The organism is Pelatocladus sp. (genome assembly GCF_059505505.1).
On record NZ_JCACKS010000229.1, the window covers coordinates 20,606 to 40,873 of the forward strand.

Annotated in this window: 17 protein-coding genes; 6 read left to right on the forward strand and 11 right to left on the reverse strand. The window is 40.7% G+C overall.

What is annotated here, in order from left to right; translation table 11 throughout:
• The first annotated feature begins 54 nt into the window (after positions 1 to 54).
• The gene (mutS, locus tag AC5JMK_RS21875; RefSeq protein WP_096677494.1) at positions 55 to 2,691 is read left to right on the forward strand and encodes a DNA mismatch repair protein MutS; all 2,637 of its coding nucleotides are present in this window, start codon (positions 55 to 57) and stop codon (positions 2,689 to 2,691) included.
• Between the two features lie 207 nt (positions 2,692 to 2,898).
• On the opposite strand, the gene AC5JMK_RS21880 is transcribed toward mutS, so the two are convergent.
• The 5 genes from AC5JMK_RS21880 to AC5JMK_RS21900 form a co-directional block, all read right to left on the reverse strand.
• Entirely contained in the window at positions 2,899 to 3,138 is a 240-nt protein-coding gene (locus tag AC5JMK_RS21880) for a hypothetical protein (RefSeq protein WP_495911014.1), read from the reverse strand.
• Between the two features lie 13 nt (positions 3,139 to 3,151).
• Complete coding sequence (locus tag AC5JMK_RS21885; protein WP_495911015.1) at positions 3,152 to 4,468, reverse strand: CHAT domain-containing tetratricopeptide repeat protein; 1,317 nt, start codon at positions 4,466 to 4,468, stop codon at positions 3,152 to 3,154.
• Positions 4,469 to 4,657: 189 nt separating this feature from the next.
• Positions 4,658 to 5,455: a HEAT repeat domain-containing protein gene (locus AC5JMK_RS21890; RefSeq protein WP_495911016.1), complete on the reverse strand. Its 798-nt coding sequence runs from the start codon at positions 5,453 to 5,455 to the stop codon at positions 4,658 to 4,660.
• 374 nt (positions 5,456 to 5,829) lie between these two features.
• The gene (locus AC5JMK_RS21895) at positions 5,830 to 6,360 is read right to left on the reverse strand and encodes a hypothetical protein (protein WP_096677489.1); all 531 of its coding nucleotides are present in this window, start codon (positions 6,358 to 6,360) and stop codon (positions 5,830 to 5,832) included.
• A 143-nt stretch (positions 6,361 to 6,503) separates the two neighbouring features.
• The gene (locus AC5JMK_RS21900; RefSeq protein WP_096677488.1) at positions 6,504 to 6,878 is read right to left on the reverse strand and encodes a cyclic nucleotide-binding domain-containing protein; all 375 of its coding nucleotides are present in this window, start codon (positions 6,876 to 6,878) and stop codon (positions 6,504 to 6,506) included.
• Between the two features lie 367 nt (positions 6,879 to 7,245).
• Here AC5JMK_RS21900 and AC5JMK_RS21905 point away from each other — a divergent pair, with 367 nt between their 5' ends.
• Complete coding sequence (locus tag AC5JMK_RS21905) at positions 7,246 to 8,922, forward strand: dipeptide ABC transporter ATP-binding protein (RefSeq protein ID WP_495911017.1); 1,677 nt, start codon at positions 7,246 to 7,248, stop codon at positions 8,920 to 8,922.
• A gap of 85 nt (positions 8,923 to 9,007) precedes the next feature.
• Here AC5JMK_RS21905 and glsA read toward each other — a convergent pair whose 3' ends face one another.
• Positions 9,008 to 9,988 (reverse strand): glutaminase A, encoded by a 981-nt coding sequence (gene glsA, locus AC5JMK_RS21910; protein ID WP_495911018.1) that lies wholly within the window; start codon positions 9,986 to 9,988, stop codon positions 9,008 to 9,010.
• An 883-nt stretch (positions 9,989 to 10,871) separates the two neighbouring features.
• On the opposite strand from glsA, the gene AC5JMK_RS21915 reads away from it, so the two are divergent.
• The 3 genes from AC5JMK_RS21915 to AC5JMK_RS21925 all read left to right on the forward strand — a co-directional run bounded on the left by AC5JMK_RS21915 (position 10,872) and on the right by AC5JMK_RS21925 (position 14,367).
• Entirely contained in the window at positions 10,872 to 11,981 is a 1,110-nt protein-coding gene (locus tag AC5JMK_RS21915) for a septal ring lytic transglycosylase RlpA family protein (protein ID WP_495911019.1), read from the forward strand.
• Between the two features lie 189 nt (positions 11,982 to 12,170).
• Positions 12,171 to 13,775 (forward strand): bifunctional pantoate--beta-alanine ligase/(d)CMP kinase, encoded by a 1,605-nt coding sequence (locus tag AC5JMK_RS21920; RefSeq protein WP_495911020.1) that lies wholly within the window; start codon positions 12,171 to 12,173, stop codon positions 13,773 to 13,775.
• Positions 13,776 to 13,995: 220 nt separating this feature from the next.
• Positions 13,996 to 14,367: a hypothetical protein gene (locus tag AC5JMK_RS21925; RefSeq protein ID WP_096677483.1), complete on the forward strand. Its 372-nt coding sequence runs from the start codon at positions 13,996 to 13,998 to the stop codon at positions 14,365 to 14,367.
• Between the two features lie 69 nt (positions 14,368 to 14,436).
• Here the strand turns inward: AC5JMK_RS21925 and AC5JMK_RS21930 are convergent, their stop codons facing one another.
• The 3 genes from AC5JMK_RS21930 to AC5JMK_RS21940 form a co-directional block, all read right to left on the reverse strand.
• Complete coding sequence (locus AC5JMK_RS21930; RefSeq protein ID WP_495911021.1) at positions 14,437 to 15,615, reverse strand: response regulator; 1,179 nt, start codon at positions 15,613 to 15,615, stop codon at positions 14,437 to 14,439.
• A gap of 473 nt (positions 15,616 to 16,088) precedes the next feature.
• The gene (gene murQ, locus AC5JMK_RS21935; protein WP_096679179.1) at positions 16,089 to 17,021 is read right to left on the reverse strand and encodes an N-acetylmuramic acid 6-phosphate etherase; all 933 of its coding nucleotides are present in this window, start codon (positions 17,019 to 17,021) and stop codon (positions 16,089 to 16,091) included.
• Between the two features lie 259 nt (positions 17,022 to 17,280).
• Positions 17,281 to 17,709 carry a DUF3110 domain-containing protein gene (locus tag AC5JMK_RS21940; RefSeq protein ID WP_096677481.1) on the reverse strand — a complete coding sequence of 143 codons (429 nt, stop codon included), beginning with the start codon at positions 17,707 to 17,709 and terminating at the stop codon, positions 17,281 to 17,283.
• Between the two features lie 736 nt (positions 17,710 to 18,445).
• On the opposite strand from AC5JMK_RS21940, the gene AC5JMK_RS21945 reads away from it, so the two are divergent.
• Entirely contained in the window at positions 18,446 to 18,640 is a 195-nt protein-coding gene (locus tag AC5JMK_RS21945; protein WP_016859680.1) for a hypothetical protein, read from the forward strand.
• A gap of 27 nt (positions 18,641 to 18,667) precedes the next feature.
• On the opposite strand, the gene AC5JMK_RS21950 is transcribed toward AC5JMK_RS21945, so the two are convergent.
• Together AC5JMK_RS21950 and AC5JMK_RS21955 are read right to left on the reverse strand one after the other, a co-directional pair.
• The gene (locus tag AC5JMK_RS21950; protein WP_096677479.1) at positions 18,668 to 19,393 is read right to left on the reverse strand and encodes a hypothetical protein; all 726 of its coding nucleotides are present in this window, start codon (positions 19,391 to 19,393) and stop codon (positions 18,668 to 18,670) included.
• A gap of 156 nt (positions 19,394 to 19,549) precedes the next feature.
• On the reverse strand, positions 19,550 to 20,170 hold the full coding sequence (locus AC5JMK_RS21955; protein WP_096677478.1) for a flavin prenyltransferase UbiX: 621 nt from the start codon (positions 20,168 to 20,170) through the stop codon (positions 19,550 to 19,552).
• Positions 20,171 to 20,268 lie beyond the last annotated feature (98 nt).

The window sequence follows — 20,268 nt, forward strand, 5'->3', positions numbered from 1 at the left end:
ATGACGCGCTATCATCGGTAATTGGCATGTTAAAAATGTGTACCCTAAACATCCATGACCGCTTCTTACTCTGCATCCCAGCCAAACGCCAGCAACAATGCGAACACATTTATTACTGACCATCGACTTGTGGATCGCAGCAAGCTGACTCAAATGTTTCAGCATTATGTCGAAACGAAGGAGAAGTATCCCCATGCGGTGTTGCTGTATCGAGTGGGAGACTTTTTTGAGTGCTATTTTGAAGATGCTGTGATTCTGGCGCAGGAATTAGAACTTTATCTCACCAGTAAACCAGTAGGAGAAGTGGGGAGGGTATCAATGAGTGGTGTCCCGCACCACGCTTGGGAACGCCACGCTACTCTGTTGGTAGAAAAAGGGTATGCAGTCGTAATTTGTGACCAAGTCGAAGATGCTTCAGAAGCTGTTGGTAGATTGGTACGGCGAGAAGTAACGCGGATTCTCACTCCTGGGACTTTGTTAGAAGAAGGAATGCTCAAAGCCAGTCGCAATAATTACCTGGCAGCTGTGGTAATTGCTGGAGAACATTGGGGTTTGGCTTATGCAGATATTTCTACAGGGGAATTCTTAACTACCCAAGGTAGCATTAGTGAACATTTGACCCAAGAATTAATGCGCTTGCAGCCTGCGGAAGTATTAGTTCCTACGAATGCACCTGATTTAGGAAGTTTACTCCGACCGGGAGAAAAGTCTGACCATTTACCAGAATGTTTACCACCGACGTTTTGTTATGCACTGCGATCGCAACGACCTTTTTCAGCAGGCGAAGCGAGATCTAGATTATTGCAGAAATTTAAAGTGCGATCGCTCGAAGGTTTGGGTTGTGAACATCTCCCCCTCGCAGTCCGGGCGGCTGGTGGTCTTTTAGAATACTTGGAAGATACACAAAAAGAAAGTTCTGTACCCCTGCAAACACTAAGAACTTACACACTTACTGATTTTTTGATTGTAGACCATCAAACTCGGCGTAACCTGGAAATTACGCAAACTGTCCGCGATGGCAGTTTTCACGGTTCTTTACTTTGGTCTTTGGATAGAACTTCTACGGCGATGGGTAGTAGGGCTTTACGACGTTGGCTATTACAACCGCTAGTTGATATCAAAGGTATCCAAGCGCGGCAAGATACAATTCAAGAATTGGTAGAAAATACACCCCTACGCCAAGATTTACGGCAGTTGTTACGGCAAATTTATGATTTGGAACGTTTGACAGGAAGGGCTGGTTCTGGTACTGCAAATGCCAAAGATTTGGTGGCTTTGGCTGATTCTGTGTCAAAGTTGCCGGAATTAGCGCTGTTAGTGATGGATGCTTCGTCTCTGTTTTTGAAAGCCTTGCAGAAACTTCCCCCTGGTTTGGAGGAGTTAGGGCAAAAAATCCGTAGTTATATTGTGGAGTCACCACCGATACATATTAAAGAAGGTGGATTGATTCGTCAGGGAGTTAATCCCCACTTGGATGAAAGACGAGGTTTGGTAGAAGAAGACCAAAAATGGATTGCAAATTTAGAAGTTGATGAACGAGCGAGGACGGGTATTCAGACACTGAAGGTTGGATTTAATAAAACTTTTGGTTATTACATCAGTATTTCCCGTGCTAAGGCTGACCAAGTACCGTCAAATTATATACGTAAGCAGACTTTGACAAATGAAGAACGCTACATTACCCCAGAGTTGAAGGAACGGGAAGCGCGGATTTTGACGGCGCGGGATGATTTGAACCAGACGGAGTATGAAATTTTTGTGGCGTTACGGGAGGAAGTTGCAGCGCAAGCGGAGGTGATTCGTAATCTTTCGCGGGCTGTGGCGGCGGTGGATGTATTATGCGGTTTGGCGGAGTTGTCTGTATATCAAGGTTACTGTCGTCCTCAGATGGTGGAGGGACGAGAAATTTATGTTGTCGATGGGCGTCATCCGGTGGTGGAACAGTCTTTACCGGCGGGGTTTTTTGTGCCGAATTCGACGAGCTTGGGAGGAGAGTCATTAGTCACTAGTTATTTGTCATTAGCAACTGACCAAGAACCAATAACAAATGACCAAGAACAAAGGACAAAGGACAATCCAGATTTGATTATTCTTACCGGACCAAATGCAAGTGGTAAGAGTTGTTACTTAAGACAGGTGGGGTTAATTCAGTTGATGGCACAAATTGGCAGTTTTGTCCCTGCTAGGTATGCGAAGTTGAGTGTGTGCGATCGCATTTTTACTCGTGTGGGTGCGGTGGATGATTTGGCGACGGGTCAATCTACATTTATGGTGGAGATGAATGAGACGGCAAATATTCTCAATCATGCTACGTCGCGATCGCTGGTGTTGCTAGATGAGATAGGGCGAGGGACGGCTACTTTTGACGGGCTTTCGATTGCTTGGGCTGTAGCGGAATATTTAGCGGCTGAGATTGAGGCGCGGACGATTTTTGCGACGCACTATCATGAGTTGAATGAATTATCAAGTATTTTACCAAATGTAGCTAATTATCAAGTGACAGTGAAGGAGTTACCAGACCAAATTATCTTTTTGCATCAGGTTCAACCGGGGGGTGCGGATAAGTCCTACGGTATTGAAGCGGGAAGATTGGCGGGTTTACCTGGGGTGGTAATTCAACGTGCAAAACAAGTAATGAGTCAAATTGAGAAGCACAGTAAGATTGCGATCGGATTGCAGAGTTTGGAGTAAAGCTATCAAGGTAAAAAGATAATCCCCATAAATAAATTTAGGGGATTTAATAAGGACATATAATTTCTCGTGGCACTTTCCGCTTGAAATAAATAATGGTGCTTTAACCATTTTTTCTTGTTCTTCTTTTGCCTTTTAACTTTTTACTTTTGCCTTGTTTGGTCAAAGCAGGAGAAAACAACCTTTCTTTGCCTTCCCTGTAGCAGCTTATGTCTTCCCTGTAACAACTTCCGCCTTCCTTGCAGCAACTTCTGCTTTCCCTGTAGCAACTTCCGCCTTCACGTTTGCGTGTTTCGCGCAGCCTGTAGCAGCTTCTGCCTTCCCTGTAGCAACTTCCGCCTTCACGTTTGCGTGTTTCGCGCAGTCTGTAGCAGTTTCTGCCTTCACGTTATTAGAAACAGATTTAAATTTTAAACATTTAGGATGCTCCCTTGGATTTTTCGTCATTATAGAAATCTTGCTATTGCTGGAGTTTTTTTAGTTTGTTCAACATTTCTTGGTAAGACTTGTTCTTACCTTGTTTCTGATAAAGTTCAGCAGCTTTATGATAATTCTCAATAGTTTCCTGCTTGCTTCCTAACTTAGAGTAAGCATAACCTCGCCATCTATAATGACTGGGTTCGTCAGGTTCGAGCCGAATCGCTTGAGTGAAATCCTCAACTGCTTCGTGGTAATATCCAAGATCAGAATAGGCATATCCCCTTTGTTTATAAGTACAAGCACAGTTTGGACTTATGGGATTGATACGAATTGCTTCAGTATAATCAGCTATGGCCGCCTTGTTATCCCCAAGGTCAGAATAGGCATTACCTCTTTTGTAGTAAGCATCTGCGTATTTTGGATTAATATTGATCGCCGCAGTAAAATCTGCAACTGCTTCCTTATACTGTTTATTATTAGACTTTTCTCGTCCCATATTGTAAAAATCCTGAGCGCTCAATTGGGCTGTAGGATACATAGTGGAACTAACAGTTGTTGTAGATGATTTTGCTGGATTAAGTTGTGAAGGAACCGAAGGATGATTGAACTTCCCCAAAAAAGGTGAAGCCAGAACGACAGCAAGAAGAGTTGCTCCAATAAGAAATATGGGTTTTCTTAAAATTGGGATAAAGTTAGGATAGATGCGAGGTTCATTAACTGTTGGCTTATCAACCTCACATAAATTAATATTATTTTTGATCACAGAATTATTTTTGATCACAGGAATAGAATCGCCGGATACCCCTGCAAGCTGAATGGCATTACGAGCAATATTAAAAGCAAAATCAACAGGTGTTCCAGAATCATATTGCGGATCGTAAGCTGCTAGCGCGTCATAAAATCCCACAGCAAATTCAACTGCTGCTTGATCGCCAATCGGAGCATTCATACCAATTACATAATTTATATGTTTAGCGATCGCCTCAGCTTGATTTTCGCTATAGCAAGCATTTAGTAGTACACATTCCACTTGTTTAGGAAATTGTCCGAATAGTCCAGCCAGTGCTTCTCCTGTAACTAGCTGTATTTGGCCAGTTTCATTTTCAAATGCTAATCCCACCTCTTTTAAACCATGTCCAGAAAAATGGATAATATGAGGTCGAAAATCTAAAATTGCTCGACGAATATCTCGTGGACGTACTGCCCACTCCTGTTGCAAAATAAATTTGTCACGTTTGTGCGATCGCTGTAATCCTTCTTTAATATCGCGTACTTCCTCATCCAAACGTAGGCGTGATGTTTGTTTCGGGTTCGCTGCTAGAACTAAGATCCTTTTAACCAGAGTGTTGCTACTCATTTTCTGGTTCGTGCATTGTTAGTGGGTGGAATTACGCACTAACTACAAATAATCTATCAATTTTTCCGGAATTTCTCCTGTGGCTAAGTGAATTGAGAGTGCGATCGCCTATCATCTAAATTATGAACAAAAAGAAACTTTTTAGTTTCAAAAGTCAAGAGCTAATTACTACAAACAATTTAATTTTCTTTAGTTTGCTGCGGACGAATTATCCGGTATTGTGTCACCAGCAGGCAAACCCCGAATTCGATTCATCTGTATAAGAGCATACCGGGCTGTTGCTTGGACTTCGGGATCACAATCTTGTACTGCATGACATAAAATTTGACTAATTTGAGCCATCATGTCATAAACACGAGTGAGGTCACGAATAGCATTTTGCCGTACTTGGGGGCTTTGATCTTGTAGAGAGATTGCCAAAGCGCTATTCATCGGTTTAAGTGTGCTGATGCCAATTTCTGCTAACGCAGCCAAAATGAGACTACGCTGTTGTGAATCTGCATCAATCATTAAATCTACCAACGGTTGAATAGCACGAGAGTCTCCTTGTTGACCTAAACTCCAAATCGCTTGGCGTCGCTTGATGGGATCGGGACTGCTTAAATCTTGAATTAATTCTTCAACAATATTTACTTTGGCTAGACGAGAAGTACTTTCTGTCGGTGATGGTGGTAGTAATTTTGTTGATTGTGAGGTAGTAGATACTTGTACAGTGGTATTTAATTCTTGTGAAGATGGTGTCTGTTGTTGGAAATCTGTCTGAGTCGAGCTTTCCAACAATAGGGTATCTTTTTTATTAGGCGTAACTTTTTTGCTCTCACCCAAGGATTTGATTAAAAATAATAATGCACCAGTACTTCCCAAAATAGCGATCGCCACTACTAACCACCAGACAAAATCGCGCTCTTTTGATTGCTTGTTGTTTGTGGTAGATTTTGGATTGAGACTGACAAAAATATTTTTATAAGTTGTGGTCAAATCTGACACTTTGAGCGATGGAGAAGTGGACAGGTACTTCCCGGTAAAAATGGGGGGATTTCTTAATGCAGTCCCTCCATCACAAAATACCCCATCTCCGCATCGCTCAAGGTTTTGTGTCGCTGTGCTTGGGGAAGCATAACCCAAACTCAGGTAAGTAAAACAGATAGTCAGCGTAATTGAATAACGGCATAGCCTCATATACTAAGTTTCAGTCAGAATATACGTGGAATTTATCGATACCACGATAACTTCAGACAGAACCAAATGTTAAGTGTTACCAATGAATTTAATTTTGTCCAACTGACCTGAAAAAGGGGTGTAGGGGTGTAAGAATAATCATATTTTTTTCACTCTGATGTACGCAGTTCAGTCAGGGCTATTTATCCTTTTGTTTGTCGTTCTAAATACTGGCGTACCCCTTCGCTCATTTGCAATAGATTTGGCTGAATTTTTTTGCCAAGAAAATCTTCAACAATATCTGCAACTTTGCTAGCAATAAACCAAGGTACACCTGTGATTTGCTTGGAATCAATCGTGAGTTCGCCACGACTTTTAATAATTGTGCGATCGCCATCTGCAAGAAAGTGGTTTATTCCTGCACAGTGAACTGCTTCGGTATAAACGTGAGTTTTAATCCGCCACTCCAGTAAAAACTCAGCTTCGTTCCAAGTATTGTATTCTGTCCAAGAGAGCATATCTTCACTGAGTATAGCCCTTGCTGCCAGTGGAATTTCTCCTCCTCCATGCCATTCGTTGATACTGTAAACTCGTCTATCCTCCTCACGACGGGATTTCACCTCAATTTGACGTATGTTTGGCATATAGGGAATCAGTTCAACTAGCTTATCTCGGTAGGTAGCGTAGACTAGGGGACGAGGGAAAGAAATCCGCGTATCAGCAGAGATCAGCATTGTGCAATTTCTTTGGGATTTGAGGTTATTGATCTGAAAACGCAGTTTTTGAAATTAACTGGAACTTTAATCTTACAGATTTTTTCTCTGTTACGAATTAGCAATTATATTTTTATCTAATCACCAATATATAGCGTACATATTCAACCTAATAACTCTTGTCGTAAGCGAGTCAGTCGTTCTGAGTAATTTCTGATCACTTCGATCGCAAATACCGGAGTTTCCTGAACAGCGAACAGAAACCTTGCTTGGTCTAAATAAGCTAGTTTGCACTCTGTTTTGGCGATCGCTGTGTAAGTTCTGTTTTTGATACCAATCAGTACTCCTGTACCAAACACATTTCCTGCTTCTATAGTCTCTACAATCCGACCGTTGACTCTTAACTCCACTTCTCCTTCCACCACACCATACATGCAATCTCCTAATTGTCCTTCCTCGAAGATTACTTGACCAGGTGAAAAGATTACTGGACCCGGTTGTTTTTGAAAAATAGTAATAGTTTGTATAGGTTCTAACATAGCTTCTTCACCCCACTTCAAAACAAATTGAAATTATAGTGTGCTTTATTTTATAGATTTTCGGAACAAAATCTCACACTCTAATAATAAGTTTGATACATTGTCTACCATGCATTAGGTAGACATTAACAATCAAAAATGCTAAACATTAAAACCATCTCAGGGATGATTTTTTCTCTCTGTTTTTAGTAGTGATGCTTTATACTTAGCAACTTTAACTCTGATATCTGATTGATAAAAACTAAATTATATGACACCAATTTGAAAAAAAGAATGCGACAGATAGACTTACAGAACTCTCATGCACAAAGAGTTTCCCAATCCAAAATCTAAAATCTAAAATCCAAAATCCAAAATCTAAAATGGTATGACCTTATTTTCTATTGAACATTTGCGAGTTGCCTATCCTCACCGTAGTCATGAAAATACTCATTGGGCGGTTGATGATGTATCTTTCAGGCTGCAACCGGGTGAAAAAATGGGATTGGTAGGAGAGTCTGGATGTGGTAAATCAACTTTAGGAAGAGCTGCAATGCGGTTGTTACCACCATCTACTCAGATTGAGGGACAGGTGACATTTCAAGGTCAATCAGTGTTTGATTTAACACCACTGCAAATGCGGAAGTTTCGAGGTGAGGCGGTAGGATTGATCTTTCAAGACCCAATGACGCGCCTTGACCCATTGATGACCATTGGCAATCATTGTATAGAAACACTAAAAGCGCACTCACCCAAATTGTCAGCAAAAGTAGCGAAAGAAAAAGCGATCGCCACTTTAGAAAAGGTCAATATACCCGCTACTCGCTGGAATCAGTATCCCCATGAGTTTAGTGGTGGAATGCGACAACGGGTTGCAATTGCTTTAGCTTTGTTGTTGCAACCAAAGCTAATAGTTGCTGATGAACCCACCACCAGCTTAGATGTCACAGTCTCTGCCCAGATTTTACAAGAACTAACTCGGCTGTGTGCAGAAGAAAATATGGCATTACTCTTAATTTCCCATGATTTAGCAATAGTGGCAGAGTATTGCGATCGCATTGGCGTTATGTATAACGGTAAAATGGTAGAAATGGGTGCAACTGAATCTGTATTTCGACATCCAGAACACGAATATACGCGATCGCTCCTCCAAGCGGCTTTGCATATTCAAAGTGTAGAAGAGACTGATTGGGGACAAGGGGGAATTTCTCTTTTATCTTTTCCTGATTCCCAATCCCCAATTACCGATTCCCAATCCCCTATTTTGCGTGTCCAAGACCTCAAACAGCATTACACTATCGAGCCTAATTTTGTTGAGCGCATATTTAAAGGGCAAGGTCAAACCATCAAAGCTGTTGATGGCATTAACTTAGAATTATATCCAGGGGAGATTTTAGGATTAGTCGGGGAGTCTGGTTGTGGTAAAAGTACATTATCGCGGACAATTTTGCAACTAGTTCGTCCCAGTGCGGGTAAAGTCGAGTTTCTTGGTAAAGATATCACTAACTTATCTCGACGAGAAATCCGCCAGCAACGACGACAAATGCAAATGGTATTTCAAGATCCCCATGCTTGTCTCAATCCGGCGATGACTGTAGGACAAAGTATAGCTGATCCACTATTAATTCATCAGATCGCAACTCCTGAAGAAGCAAAACAGCTGGTTTTGGGGATGCTGGAAAAAGTCGGGTTACAACCACCAGAGGTTTATTATCAGCGTTATCCCTCAGATTTATCAGGAGGACAGCAGCAACGAGTCGCAATTGCTCGCGCTTTGATCACTCATCCGAAACTTTTGATTTGTGATGAACCCGTGAGCATGTTAGATGCTAGTGTACAGTCACAAGTATTAGATTTGATGCTGGAGTTGAAAGAAGAATTTGATTTAACGTATTTGTTTATTACTCATGATTTGTGGTTAGCGAGATTCTTGTGCGATCGCATTGCTGTCATGAACGGTGGCAAAATAGTTGAAATCGGCCCCACTAAAGAAATTTTTGCCAACCCCCAACATCCCTATACACAAACTCTCCTTGCTGCTGCACCTTTATTAGCAAGAGCATGAGGAGTTTAAAAAGTAAAAAGATAAAAGTAAAAAGGCAAAAGAAAAAAATAAAATATTGGGTTTGTACGCCTAGCATTACCACAGGCTAGCCTCTAAATTGACTAACTTCCAAGCCGGAACACTCAAACAAATGTAAACCCAGATGCTGAGACAATTCCTCACACACCTTAACTCCCCGGACGCTGTTACCGCGTGTATCTAAACGCGGGGAAAAAACTGCAATTCCCATCTTATTAGGTACTACGGCGATAATCCCACCAGAGATCCCACTTTTGGCGGGAATACCAACTTTGTATGCCCACTCCCCAGCAAAGTTATACATTCCACAGGTGTACATCACACTGAGAATATCTTTGATATAACGGCTACTAACAGCTTGTTGCTTTGTCATTGGGTTGATACCTTTATTTGCCAGTGTCGCCGCCATCACTGCTAAATCATGGCAATTCACCATCACAGCACACTGCTGAAAGTATAAATCCAAAGCTTCATCAATAGGTTTGTCAATCATGCCAAAGTTGAGCATGAGATACGCCATCGCCCGGTTACGGTGTCCGGTGGTGCGTTCTGAGGTAAACGCTGAGATATCAACGAAGACATCACGCCCGATGTACTTTTGGAACATCTCTAACATCCGGTTTAAACGTTCGGTTGGATCTAACCCTTTGATCAAACTAGTGGTAGCGATCGCACCAGCATTTACCATTGGATTGTAAGGTCGCTTGGATTGTTCATCTAGCACAATGGCGTTGAATGCGTCTCCTGTCGGCTCCACACCTACTCTGGTCAAGATATAATCTCGTCCGTGATCTTCAAGGGCGAGTCCGTATGCAAATACCTTCGATATGGATTGAATCGTAAATAGTTGCTGATAATTCCCAACTTCGTAAACTTCACCGTTGACACTGACAATACTGATGGCAAACAAATCCGAGTCTACCTTAGCCAATTCTGGGATATATTTGGCTACTACACCATCGTGCAATGGTTTGTATTTGAAATACAAATCATCAATGAAAGTTTGTAGTGATGATGAATTTTTTGCTAAATCTTCTTGGTTTGTCATGAAGCTGAGTGAAAAAGCCTGAAGTATGAATGATGAAGGATACTCAGTTTAAAAAATCACGCGTTCTCAACTACCTAAAGTCAGATATTATGTCTGTTTGCCGTAGTTACAAATGATTCGCATAGCACCAGCAATTCTGATTAATTTTTTAGATAATTGTTTTTTATTTTTTTGTAAAAAATTTTTCTTGTAAGTAGAATTATCTTTTTAGTCCTTGTTTAAGACGTTTGTAAATTATCTTACTATATATCTGCTGCGCTTGATGAATTCAGTGTATCTAAACACTTGTTACAACAAAAACATTCACAAAAAGATAATAAATATCAAGTCATTGCAATGCTAATTCCACATCTTAACTCTATCATCAGCTATCCCCTCGTTGCTGTCTTTGATTTGCTATTGGCGATCGCTACTAAAAAGATGTTATAAAGATAACTTCAGATTATGATTAATTTTAAATTTTAAATCATAGGTATAATTACTTGTTATAAGTATATTCATGGAAAAAAAGAATTTTTGAAAAACTCAATAACATTAATGAGCTTTTTAGGCAATACCATATGCAATTAGAATGATTTAAATACCAAATCGTGTTAAGTTTTCCTAATAAAATTTCTAAACAATAAAAAAACTGTTACATCGCCAAAATCCGCTTTTTAGAAAGGTTTGGAGCTTGAAACACCAATTTAATTTCGATAAAGTTACCACGACTTTCGATAAAACCCTGATCCCCAAGATCAGAAGTTCGTGTTAGTCTGTTGCAGTTAATAGCAAAAAGTGAAAGCGGAACGAGTTCGGTTGTTGGGTAAAGCTGTTCTTAGTTGAATGCTTAACCCACGAACTATCAAAGCTCCGTTCTACAGTCGCTTTAATATTCGGACGCATGAATCAAAAACATTTGTGGACTGTTGTCACTGTGTGTAGCACAGTTTTGGGAATGCCCTTAGTTGGACGTACTGAGACAGCTAAGAAAATCGCTCCAACCTCACCACTTTTGCCTTCTGGTGATGTGGAAAAAGTAGGAGAATACCAATCCCCAACAGCAAATCCTGCTTCAGATGCTGTGATCGCCAAGATTCACACGCACCAAGCAGCAGATCGCTCAGTGGCAACGCTCTATATCCGCGATATTCCCGTGATCAGCTTTCTAGGACAAAAATCAGTTGTCAGTGAAGAAACAAAAGTTGGTGAAGTTGGTGAAATCGCTAACGTCAACGGGGTATCTCAAGCTCTTAATACCAGCAGTCCTACTCAAATAGCAGCAACCAACGGGACAGGTACAAGTTTGGCAACTCAGACTAGCTCGGCAAAAGATGACCCAATCCAGAGGGCAAGTGTAGTAGCAGCAAAAATTAACCAGCTAGTCCTAGATAAAGTAGACGCCAGCAAGATTATCGTAAGTTGGAAAGCACCAGAAGCATCTACAAACTCCAATAAAGACCAGAATAAAGGTCTAACTGGTCAACAAAAAGCTGGCGATCGCTTCGTCATTAAAGCCAATAATCAAGAACTGGTAGAGATCGACCAAAACACCAAACTCGCGGGTACAACCAACGACCCTGTTCAAGATGCATTACAAGTAACCAACCGCTTACGTAGACTCATCGGTAATGCATCGCCTTTAGGTCAGATTGCTAACTTACCTGCGCGTTCCTCGTTGCCAACCAAATTACCACATCAGATTGCTGTCAAAGTCCAAGATACTTTCAAAGGCATAGCTTCCTACTACGGCTATGATTTTTCTGGCAATAAAACCGCCACTGGTGAGAGGTTCAATCCAAATGGAATGACAGCAGCCCACCGCAGCTTGCCTTTTGGTACACGAGTACGTGTCACGAATACCCACAATGGTCGGTCTGTGGTTGTGCGAATTAACGACAGAGGCCCATATATTCGTGGTCGAGTTATTGACCTCTCTTTAGGCGCAGCGCGCATTTTAGGTATGATGAGCAGTGGTGTAGCACCTGTGCGGATTGAAATTCTGGGAAGGTAGTTTTTTAGTGTTAGTTGTTGTTTGTTGTTTGTTGTTTGTTGGTGACAGGTTCCAAACAACAAACAACTACCAACTACCAACAACCAACGAACAACCACCATTTCCTTTGTTCCCCTAGACTAGCCTCTTGCCTCCAAAATCGGATATAAACTAACGGGGAAGAGCTAGATCAAGACTAGGGGTATTTTTGTGCGCCTGTTGACAACCACTGTAGCTTTACGCTGCTATTTAGATCAGCGCCGTTCGGAAAACCAGCTTACAGAGCAAGAACGGCCATCAGAATTTGAGGTGACTGGCAGACCTTTCACGGCTGTTGGTCTAGTTCCCACTATGGGAGCCTTACACCAAGGTCATTTAAGTTTAATTCAACGGGCGCGGCAAGAAAATGCTACGGTTATTGTCAGTATTTTCGTCAATCCTCTGCAATTTGGTCCCAATGAGGATTTTCACCGCTATCCCCGCACCTTAAACCAAGACCTACAACTGTGCGAACAAGCAGGGGTAGACGTAGTTTTTGCACCAACTCCCGAAGAAATGGGAGTTGACCTGAAAAATATACAAGAATCAAAAGTTACACAAGTTAACCCGCCATCTGCTATGATATCAGGCTTGTGTGGTGACAATCGCCCAGGCCACTTTCAGGGTGTGGCAACGATTGTTACCAAGCTGTTCAATTTGGTACAGCCTGACCGAGCCTATTTTGGTCAAAAAGATGGTCAACAGCTAGCTATTGTCAAACAGCTAGTAGTTGATTTAAATTTTTTGATCGAAATTGTTGCTTGTGCAACGGTGCGGGAAACATCTGGTTTAGCCATTAGTTCTCGTAACCAATATTTGACTGCCACAGAAAAACAGCAAGTAGCTGTGTTGTATAGTGGGTTACAAAAAGCCGAAGCAGCTTTTCGTGCTGGAGAACGCAATGCTCACAAGCTTATTGCAGTGGTGCAGCAAGAAATAGCAATGGTCAGTTCTGTATCTGTGGAATATATTGAATTGGTTGAACCGAATACTTTAATGTCAATAGAAAAAGTTCAGGAGGAAGGAATGCTCGCGATCGCCGCTCGTCTTGGTTCTACACGTTTGATTGATAACACAATTTTACGCGATCGCCAGCCAATAATTGCTATTGACGGGCCAGCAGGAGCTGGCAAATCTACCGTTGCACGTCAGGTAGCAGCCAAATTAGGTCTAGTATATCTAGATACAGGAGCCATGTACCGTGCCGTCACCTGGCTAGTACTGCATGAAGAAATTGCCCTAAATGATGAGTGTGCGATCGCAGAATTAGCCAATAGGTGTGTGATTGAACTGTCTCCAGGACAGAACTTACAATCTCCAGTCCAAGTGTGGATTAACCATCATGATGTTACCCAAGCAATTCGCTCACCTCAAGTAACATCTAATGTTTCCGCGATCGCAGCACAAAGCGCAGTGCGTCAAGCATTAGTGAAACAACAACAAAGGTGGGGTAAAAAAGGTGGTTTAGTTGCAGAAGGACGGGATATCGGTTCTCATGTTTTCCCCGATGCAGAAGTGAAAATCTTTTTAACCGCCTCTGTACAAGAACGCGCCCGTCGCCGTCTCCAGGACTTTAAAAAACAAAATCAGCCTGAAATATCTTTAGAACAACTAGAAAAAGATATTGCTGAACGCGACTGGAAAGATAGCACTCGCAAAGTTTCTCCCTTGAAGAAAGCGCCAAATGCTGTTGAAGTTATTACAGATGGTTTATCAGTAACCGAAGTCATAGAAAAAATTGTGGACTATTACCAGCAACGCTTATCTCAGTTTTAAGAGTCATTGCTGATTGGTCAATTGTCAATTATTAATAGCAGCAATTGACAATTGACTCTGGACAATTGACTCCACAAAGCATGAAAATAGTACTCCTCCTACACCCCTACACCCCCACACCCCCACACCCATTTTCAAGCTAAAGTTAATTTACATTAAGTCAAAGAATCTTAGAAGAAAGTCGCTATCCTAGAGGAAGAGCAGGACGATACTTTAACAAATGACCTTTAAAAACTTTCAGTTAAGTCTGTATCAACTCCGCCCCTGGCTCACTTTCATAGTAATTGCTTGGTTGCTAGGATCATTGGGCTTAGGCTGGTTGGTAAATTCATTGCTAATTATCGTTGGGCTACTTTTGCTCACACCTATTCTGGCATTTTTTGGATTTCGTTGGTGGTTGCAACGTAACCTAGTTACTGATCAATGTCCCGTTTGTAGATACGAATTTACGGGTTTGAATCAAACTCAGTTACAATGTCCTAATTGTGGAGAACTGTTGTTAGTACAACAGGGCCATTTTCAGCGCACTACACCCGACGGTACAATCGATGTGACAGCTGTTGAAGTACCAGCACAATCACTTGAAGATTAGTCATTAGTCATTGGGCATTGAGCATTGGGTATTGATTAATAATTACTATTTATTACAAATGACTAATGACTAATGACTAATGACTAATTCCGAAAAAGCTTGTGTGTGTTTACATACTATATCTATTACCTTGTCAGATGATACAGGTTTGGCGAGTAAATCTGTAGAGCCTGCCACTTTAGCTCGAATTTGATCTAAAGGACTATCACTATCTCTTAAAATAACTATGGGCGTATTAGCAAATAGGGAAATACGCCTGAGTTGAGCGCAGATTTCGTAACCATTGGTAACTGGTTGTACTAAATTCAAAAAGATTAAGTTTGGTCTGTACTCAATTAGAATCGGTAGAGCATGAACAGTATCTTGAATATTAATAAATCTAAACCCATTAGGAATGAGAATATTCTCTAGTGTTTGACTCACCGAAAGATTGTTATTTACACAAGCAATGCGTGGACTATTGGAAGTTGTGATTTTTTTAATCAAGGAATTGTTATTAACTTCAATAATTTGTAAGGGTAAGTCAAAAACTTCTACTAATTCAATGATTCCTTTGGATATATAAGGAAGCAAAGAATGGGTAACTAAAACTACACTTTGCTTCATTTTTACGGCTAAATCCCATAGAGTGTATTTGCCGTTAATTAAAGTTACAAAATTATTGTATACTGCTGAACTTACCTGTTTATGCAGTTGTTCTGGTTTTCGCAATATTGGCGCTAAATTAGGTGATATATTCTTCAGACCAGCTGCTAACCAATGTTGCCAAGACTCTTGCATGAGTTTTAAAGACATATCTGCATCGATGATCTTGACTGGTGCTTCTAAGATGATTTCTTGGTCGCGATCGCAACTTATAGAATAAAAATCGGCTTGTTGAGTAAGATCAAATAATAACTCTGCGGTAGTGTTTTCTATAACAGCCCTCATTTGTTCAGGCTTAATTTTTTGTTGATTATACAAAAATACTAGTAGACAATAATCCCAGTAATCAAGGGATAATTCTTGAGGGTGTAAATGTATCTTATCAATATCAATATTAGGGCAGTATTGAGCAATTTGTCGTCTTAACCGTCGGAAAGGATGAGTACCTGCTGTTGCCCAAATTATTTTACCACCGTGGTAATAGAAAATCCATTTTTGTCCATTAACACTTTTAATATTTAATTTACCACTATATTTTAATTGGGTACAACTTTTAAATTCATTAATTAATTTATTTACTACCACCATTTGCGAATGGTTCATATTTTCTCCTTCTATTAATATGATGAATAAATTATTTTTAAAATAGCTGTATTTCGATGTGTTGGTATATAAATTCCCTCAGTTCACAATGAAACTGAACTGGAAAATATATATTATGTCCGCTTGAACACTTGTATTATCTGCCCGTATCGGTAATGAGAAAAACCAATGACTAAGCTTTATCTCGTAACCAATTAGCTGGAATTAATATCATCCTATACATTGACCAAGAAGATTAAAACAGTATAAATTCTGAATTTATTTTTGTGTTAACTGTGTGGAAATTGTTGTCTATCTCTAACAATTTGATAGATAAATAGCTTCAGATTAGGCGTTTTGCTTTTTTGAGCAAACGTTATCCTAACTACAAAATCGATCCAATAAAGATGATATTTTAAAGTTTATTTTTATAATTAATCAAATAATTAATACCAGTATACTTAGGAAATTCCTATTCCTATAACTTTACGCTTCTATTTCTCAGGTTTGGTGTAATTTTTACAGTTAGCGATCGCTGCTCTAAGATTACCTTGATTTTCAGAAAGTAGTTTTAGACCTTGTTCTTTGTCTAAGCCTGTCCAGTGCATAAACAGCGCCAACTTTACCCATTTTCCACTGCGTTCTAATAGCAAATCTGATGCTTCACGACCTAAACCTGTTAAGTCTTGCAAGATTCGTAAAGCGCGATCGCGTAATTTGTTATTAGTCACGGCGACATCAACCATGCGATTTCCGTAGACTTTGCCCAAACGCACCATCACACCCGTAGACAGGATATTCAAAGCAAGCTTAGTTGCGGTTCCTGCTTTGAGGCGAGTAGAGCCAGCAAGCACCTCTGGGCCTGTTAACAGGCGAATATCAATATCTGCTTCTATACTCACTTGTTCAGCAGGTACACAAGCCATAAAAACTGTAGTAGCTCCCCGTTGACGAGCAGCATTGATTGCACCCTGAACATAAGGTGTTGTCCCACCAGCAGTAATACCAACGACTACATCTAGTTGGGTTATATGACGTTGGGCGATCGCCGCTTCTCCATCTTGAAAGCGATCTTCTAAATCTTCAGAACTGCGTAATAGCGCCCCAGCACCACCAGCAATAATTCCTTGTACAAGTTCTGGAGGCGTACAAAAAGTTGGTGGACACTCAGCAGCATCTAATACTCCTAATCGACCACTTGTCCCTGCACCAACATAAAACAGCCGTCCTCCCCGTTGCAAACACTCGGCGGTTCGTTCAATAGCTTGAGCCAATTGCATCTTCGCACCAGCAACCGCAGCTACTGCATTCTCGTCTTCGCGATTAAAAATTTCTACCAACTCTAAACAACTGAGTTGATCTAGATTCTGAGTATTAGGATTAACCTGCTCTGTGAGAAGATGCCCACGTTGCTGTAAATCAGTCATTTGTTTTTTGTCCTTAGTCATTGGTCATTAGTCATTGGTCTACGTAATCGTTGAAGTCCTAAGTCGCTAGAGGTGTGATGTTCCTCGTGTCTATTAGTCTAAAATAATTAACTTTGACAATTGACTAAGTAAGTGGGTCAAATTAAATATAAAACCTCACCCTCAATCCCTCTCCTTAGTAAGGAGAGGGAAGCCGGAGGCAGGGTGAGGTTTTATTTTATCTTTAATTACACCTACCTACTTAATGACTAATGACTCTTTATAGTAACCCTTCTAATCGGCGACGAATACTATCTAGTTCAGAATCAGACAATTGTGATTCTGGTGATGGTGATTCTTGGTTACTAGACTGGGTGTTAGTCTGTTTTTGCTCGATTTCAGAGTCTGGTTTCCAATCGGTTTCTTCTACGTTTACTTCTGGGGGAACCATTAAAGCACTATTTTCTGTCACCATTTGCCAATCATAGTCAGCACTTTGACAAAACTCTTTAATTTGTTCAGCATCAATTGCCTCAACTGCGGGTATCGGAAAATCTTGGGCTTCTAGCATCAAGGCAAAGCGCGTGGCGTCGTCTTCTGACTCAAACATCAGAATAGTATTGCGATCGCCTACTCGAATCGTGTGAATTCCTTCGTTATCTGTGCCAGCGTTAAAGATCAACACAAAAACACGCATGGGTGTAATCATCTTTCCTTTTTTTGGGGTCTACTATTAATTAAAGTTCTAGCTGGTCACTCGGGAAAAGGTTATGAGCTAATAGGGTTCAGTTAAGATTTTAAGTCTTTGGAAAAAAGGGTCTGCCTTTGCTGGTAATTGCGGTTTCGCTTTGAACTGAATCTGTGCGTCTTGTGGAGGAGGATGTCTTGGTGGTAGATTGCAACTATCCGTAACTCTTGGCAACTCACAAAACTTTAGAGTATATCTTAGCGAAACTTGGTGCTTACGAATAAAATTTTCTCCACAAAAATTTGGGTGCGATCGCACTCTCAATTCTTTCATGCAGCCCCCCTGAAGCTTTACGGAAATTCCACACAAATAAATCAATATGCTTTATGTTAGGTATAGGCTTAATATAAATTTAATAAAATTTGATTTGAGCTTGATTGAAACTTTATTCAGGCTTTGTGCGTCTAACTAAATGGGTCAAACTCATTATTTATAGAGCATTATACGATACTGTGTTTCTACCAACACAATGTATCGTCCTCACTATTTACATAAAAAGCGCTCTAATTATTGATTTTAGTGAGTTTTTTGACCAGCATCAATAGCACTTATTAAATCCAAGGTGTAAAAAATGACTTTTTTGTTCATTTGGTTGAAAAAAGCCTGGCCAACTTAATAGTGGAAAAGTATTCAAGATACTGCATATCTAATTTGAGTAAGCCGAATAAGTTAAGTGTGGTCGTTTGAGGATTCAAGCATGATTCGGATTAAAGATGTTGTGCAAAAGGCTTTATCAACGGGATACCTGACTGTAGAAGCAGAAAATCAGCTACGGCAATTACTGAGTACACAGTACGACCTTGAAGATTTTAATGCTTTTATGAGTTTGCAAGAAGCCGCCATGACAGGTAAAGTCAAGCAGGAGTCTCGCGAGCGTTGTGGGATCAAGTAGAGATTTGACTTGTGATGTCTCTATTTATTAACGTTCACGCTGATCATCCTCAATATCGTCTAAAAACCCCCAATCTTCTTCATTTACTTGATTTTTTTTATCGGTTGGATTATCTTTATCGGTGAAATCATCGCTTGATGATTGATATGGGGGAATAATTACTCGATAGTCTGCATCATAAATTGATTCAGTTTTGCCCACTCCAGAGTTTTTAGGTTCGCGGTAGCTGTAAGAATATGAAGAACCTGCTCGGAAACTGTCTGTAGGTTCTTGTCGGCGTTCATAGGTTTTCGAGTCTCTGACTTCCGTATTTTCAGATCTTGTGGACTGTGGCTTTTCCTCAAAATCCCAATCTTCGTTGTCGTTTGTTTCCCAATCATCATCTGGATTAGATTGAGATGAAGTTTTAGCCGCTGATGGTTGGGGACTAGTATAACTACTATTACTATAACTGTCGGTTGATTTTTCTCGCGTTGAGCGATCGCTCCTTGCTGTAGTTCTCCGAGATTTTGATGCAGCAGAAGTTGAGCGTTGTGGTACTGTCAAATAACTCGACAATTGAAATAAACCAGAGATCACTAAAGAGGTAGCACCACCAGCAGCAGTGCTGAACAAAATCCACATTGCTAAAGGTAATGATTTAGTCTGCACACCTAAAAAGACTAATGGGAGGATTGGGGACCAATTTTGCGCTAACAACAGCGCCAGTCCTCCCATAATCGCTACTAACAAAATTAATCGCAAAAGAGCCATAAGGAATACAAAGGATGAAGGATGTAGACGCGCCTACGGTGCAGGGTAGGATGAAGTATCAAAGATTAAGGTAGAAGATAAAAAGCAGAAAATAAAAGGTAAAAGCAAAATCACTCATACTTGAGACTTCATACTTCATACTTTATCCTTCATCCTTTAAAGACGACCTTGCCAACGTTGAATGGGAATACAATCAATATCTAATTGATCTAAAGCACGGGCAACTACAAAATCAACTAAATCCTCAATGCTTTGAGGATTGTGATACCAAGCAGGAATAGCAGGTACAATTCTAACTCCGCTTTCGGCAAGGGTGGTTAAGTTGCGTAAATGAATCAAGCTAAAAGGAGTTTCACGGGGAACAAGGACTAGTTTTCGTCCTTCTTTTAGCTGCACATCTGCGGCTCGTTCTAATAAGTCGGAACTTAACCCTGCTGCTAGCTTGGCTACCGTACTCATACTACAGGGAATTATAATCATTCCTAAAGTACGAAAGGAACCACTAGCGATATTCGCTCCCACATCTCCCCAAGGATGACAGCGCAATTTTCCTCCTGTTTCAACTCCTGCTTGTTGTCGCCAAAATTGCTCTTGTTGAACAGGTTCTACAGGCATACGAATATCCTGCTCAGATTGCCAAACCATGTAGGTTGATTTAGAAGCAACTAATTGAATTTCATAATCGGCTGCAAGCAAATATTTTAAAGCACGAACTGCGTAGATTAAACCAGATGCACCTGTAATTCCTAAGATGAGTGGCTTGTTATTGTTGGACACGTTTCTCAAATATGGGGAAAGGGGATTGGGGATTGGGGAAGGTGGGGTCCCCTCTGGGGAACTCGGGGCCCCCACTCCCCCCAAGGGAGTGGGGATTA

Excerpts from the sequence above, each read along its gene's own strand:
- mutS (WP_096677494.1), top strand. The coding sequence starts at position 55 with ATGACCGCTTCTTACTCTGCATCCCAGCCAAACGCCAGCAACAATGCG.
- AC5JMK_RS21880 (WP_495911014.1), bottom strand. The coding sequence starts at position 3,138 with ATGACGAAAAATCCAAGGGAGCATCCTAAATGTTTAAAATTTAAATCT.
- AC5JMK_RS21885 (WP_495911015.1), bottom strand. The coding sequence starts at position 4,468 with ATGAGTAGCAACACTCTGGTTAAAAGGATCTTAGTTCTAGCAGCGAAC.
- AC5JMK_RS21895 (WP_096677489.1), bottom strand. The coding sequence starts at position 6,360 with ATGCTGATCTCTGCTGATACGCGGATTTCTTTCCCTCGTCCCCTAGTC.
- AC5JMK_RS21900 (WP_096677488.1), bottom strand. The coding sequence starts at position 6,878 with ATGTTAGAACCTATACAAACTATTACTATTTTTCAAAAACAACCGGGT.
- AC5JMK_RS21905 (WP_495911017.1), top strand. The coding sequence starts at position 7,246 with ATGACCTTATTTTCTATTGAACATTTGCGAGTTGCCTATCCTCACCGT.
- glsA (WP_495911018.1), bottom strand. The coding sequence starts at position 9,988 with ATGACAAACCAAGAAGATTTAGCAAAAAATTCATCATCACTACAAACT.
- AC5JMK_RS21915 (WP_495911019.1), top strand. The coding sequence starts at position 10,872 with ATGAATCAAAAACATTTGTGGACTGTTGTCACTGTGTGTAGCACAGTT.
- AC5JMK_RS21925 (WP_096677483.1), top strand. The coding sequence starts at position 13,996 with ATGACCTTTAAAAACTTTCAGTTAAGTCTGTATCAACTCCGCCCCTGG.
- AC5JMK_RS21930 (WP_495911021.1), bottom strand. The coding sequence starts at position 15,615 with ATGAACCATTCGCAAATGGTGGTAGTAAATAAATTAATTAATGAATTT.
- murQ (WP_096679179.1), bottom strand. The coding sequence starts at position 17,021 with ATGACTGATTTACAGCAACGTGGGCATCTTCTCACAGAGCAGGTTAAT.
- AC5JMK_RS21940 (WP_096677481.1), bottom strand. The coding sequence starts at position 17,709 with ATGATTACACCCATGCGTGTTTTTGTGTTGATCTTTAACGCTGGCACA.
- AC5JMK_RS21945 (WP_016859680.1), top strand. The coding sequence starts at position 18,446 with ATGATTCGGATTAAAGATGTTGTGCAAAAGGCTTTATCAACGGGATAC.
- AC5JMK_RS21950 (WP_096677479.1), bottom strand. The coding sequence starts at position 19,393 with ATGGCTCTTTTGCGATTAATTTTGTTAGTAGCGATTATGGGAGGACTG.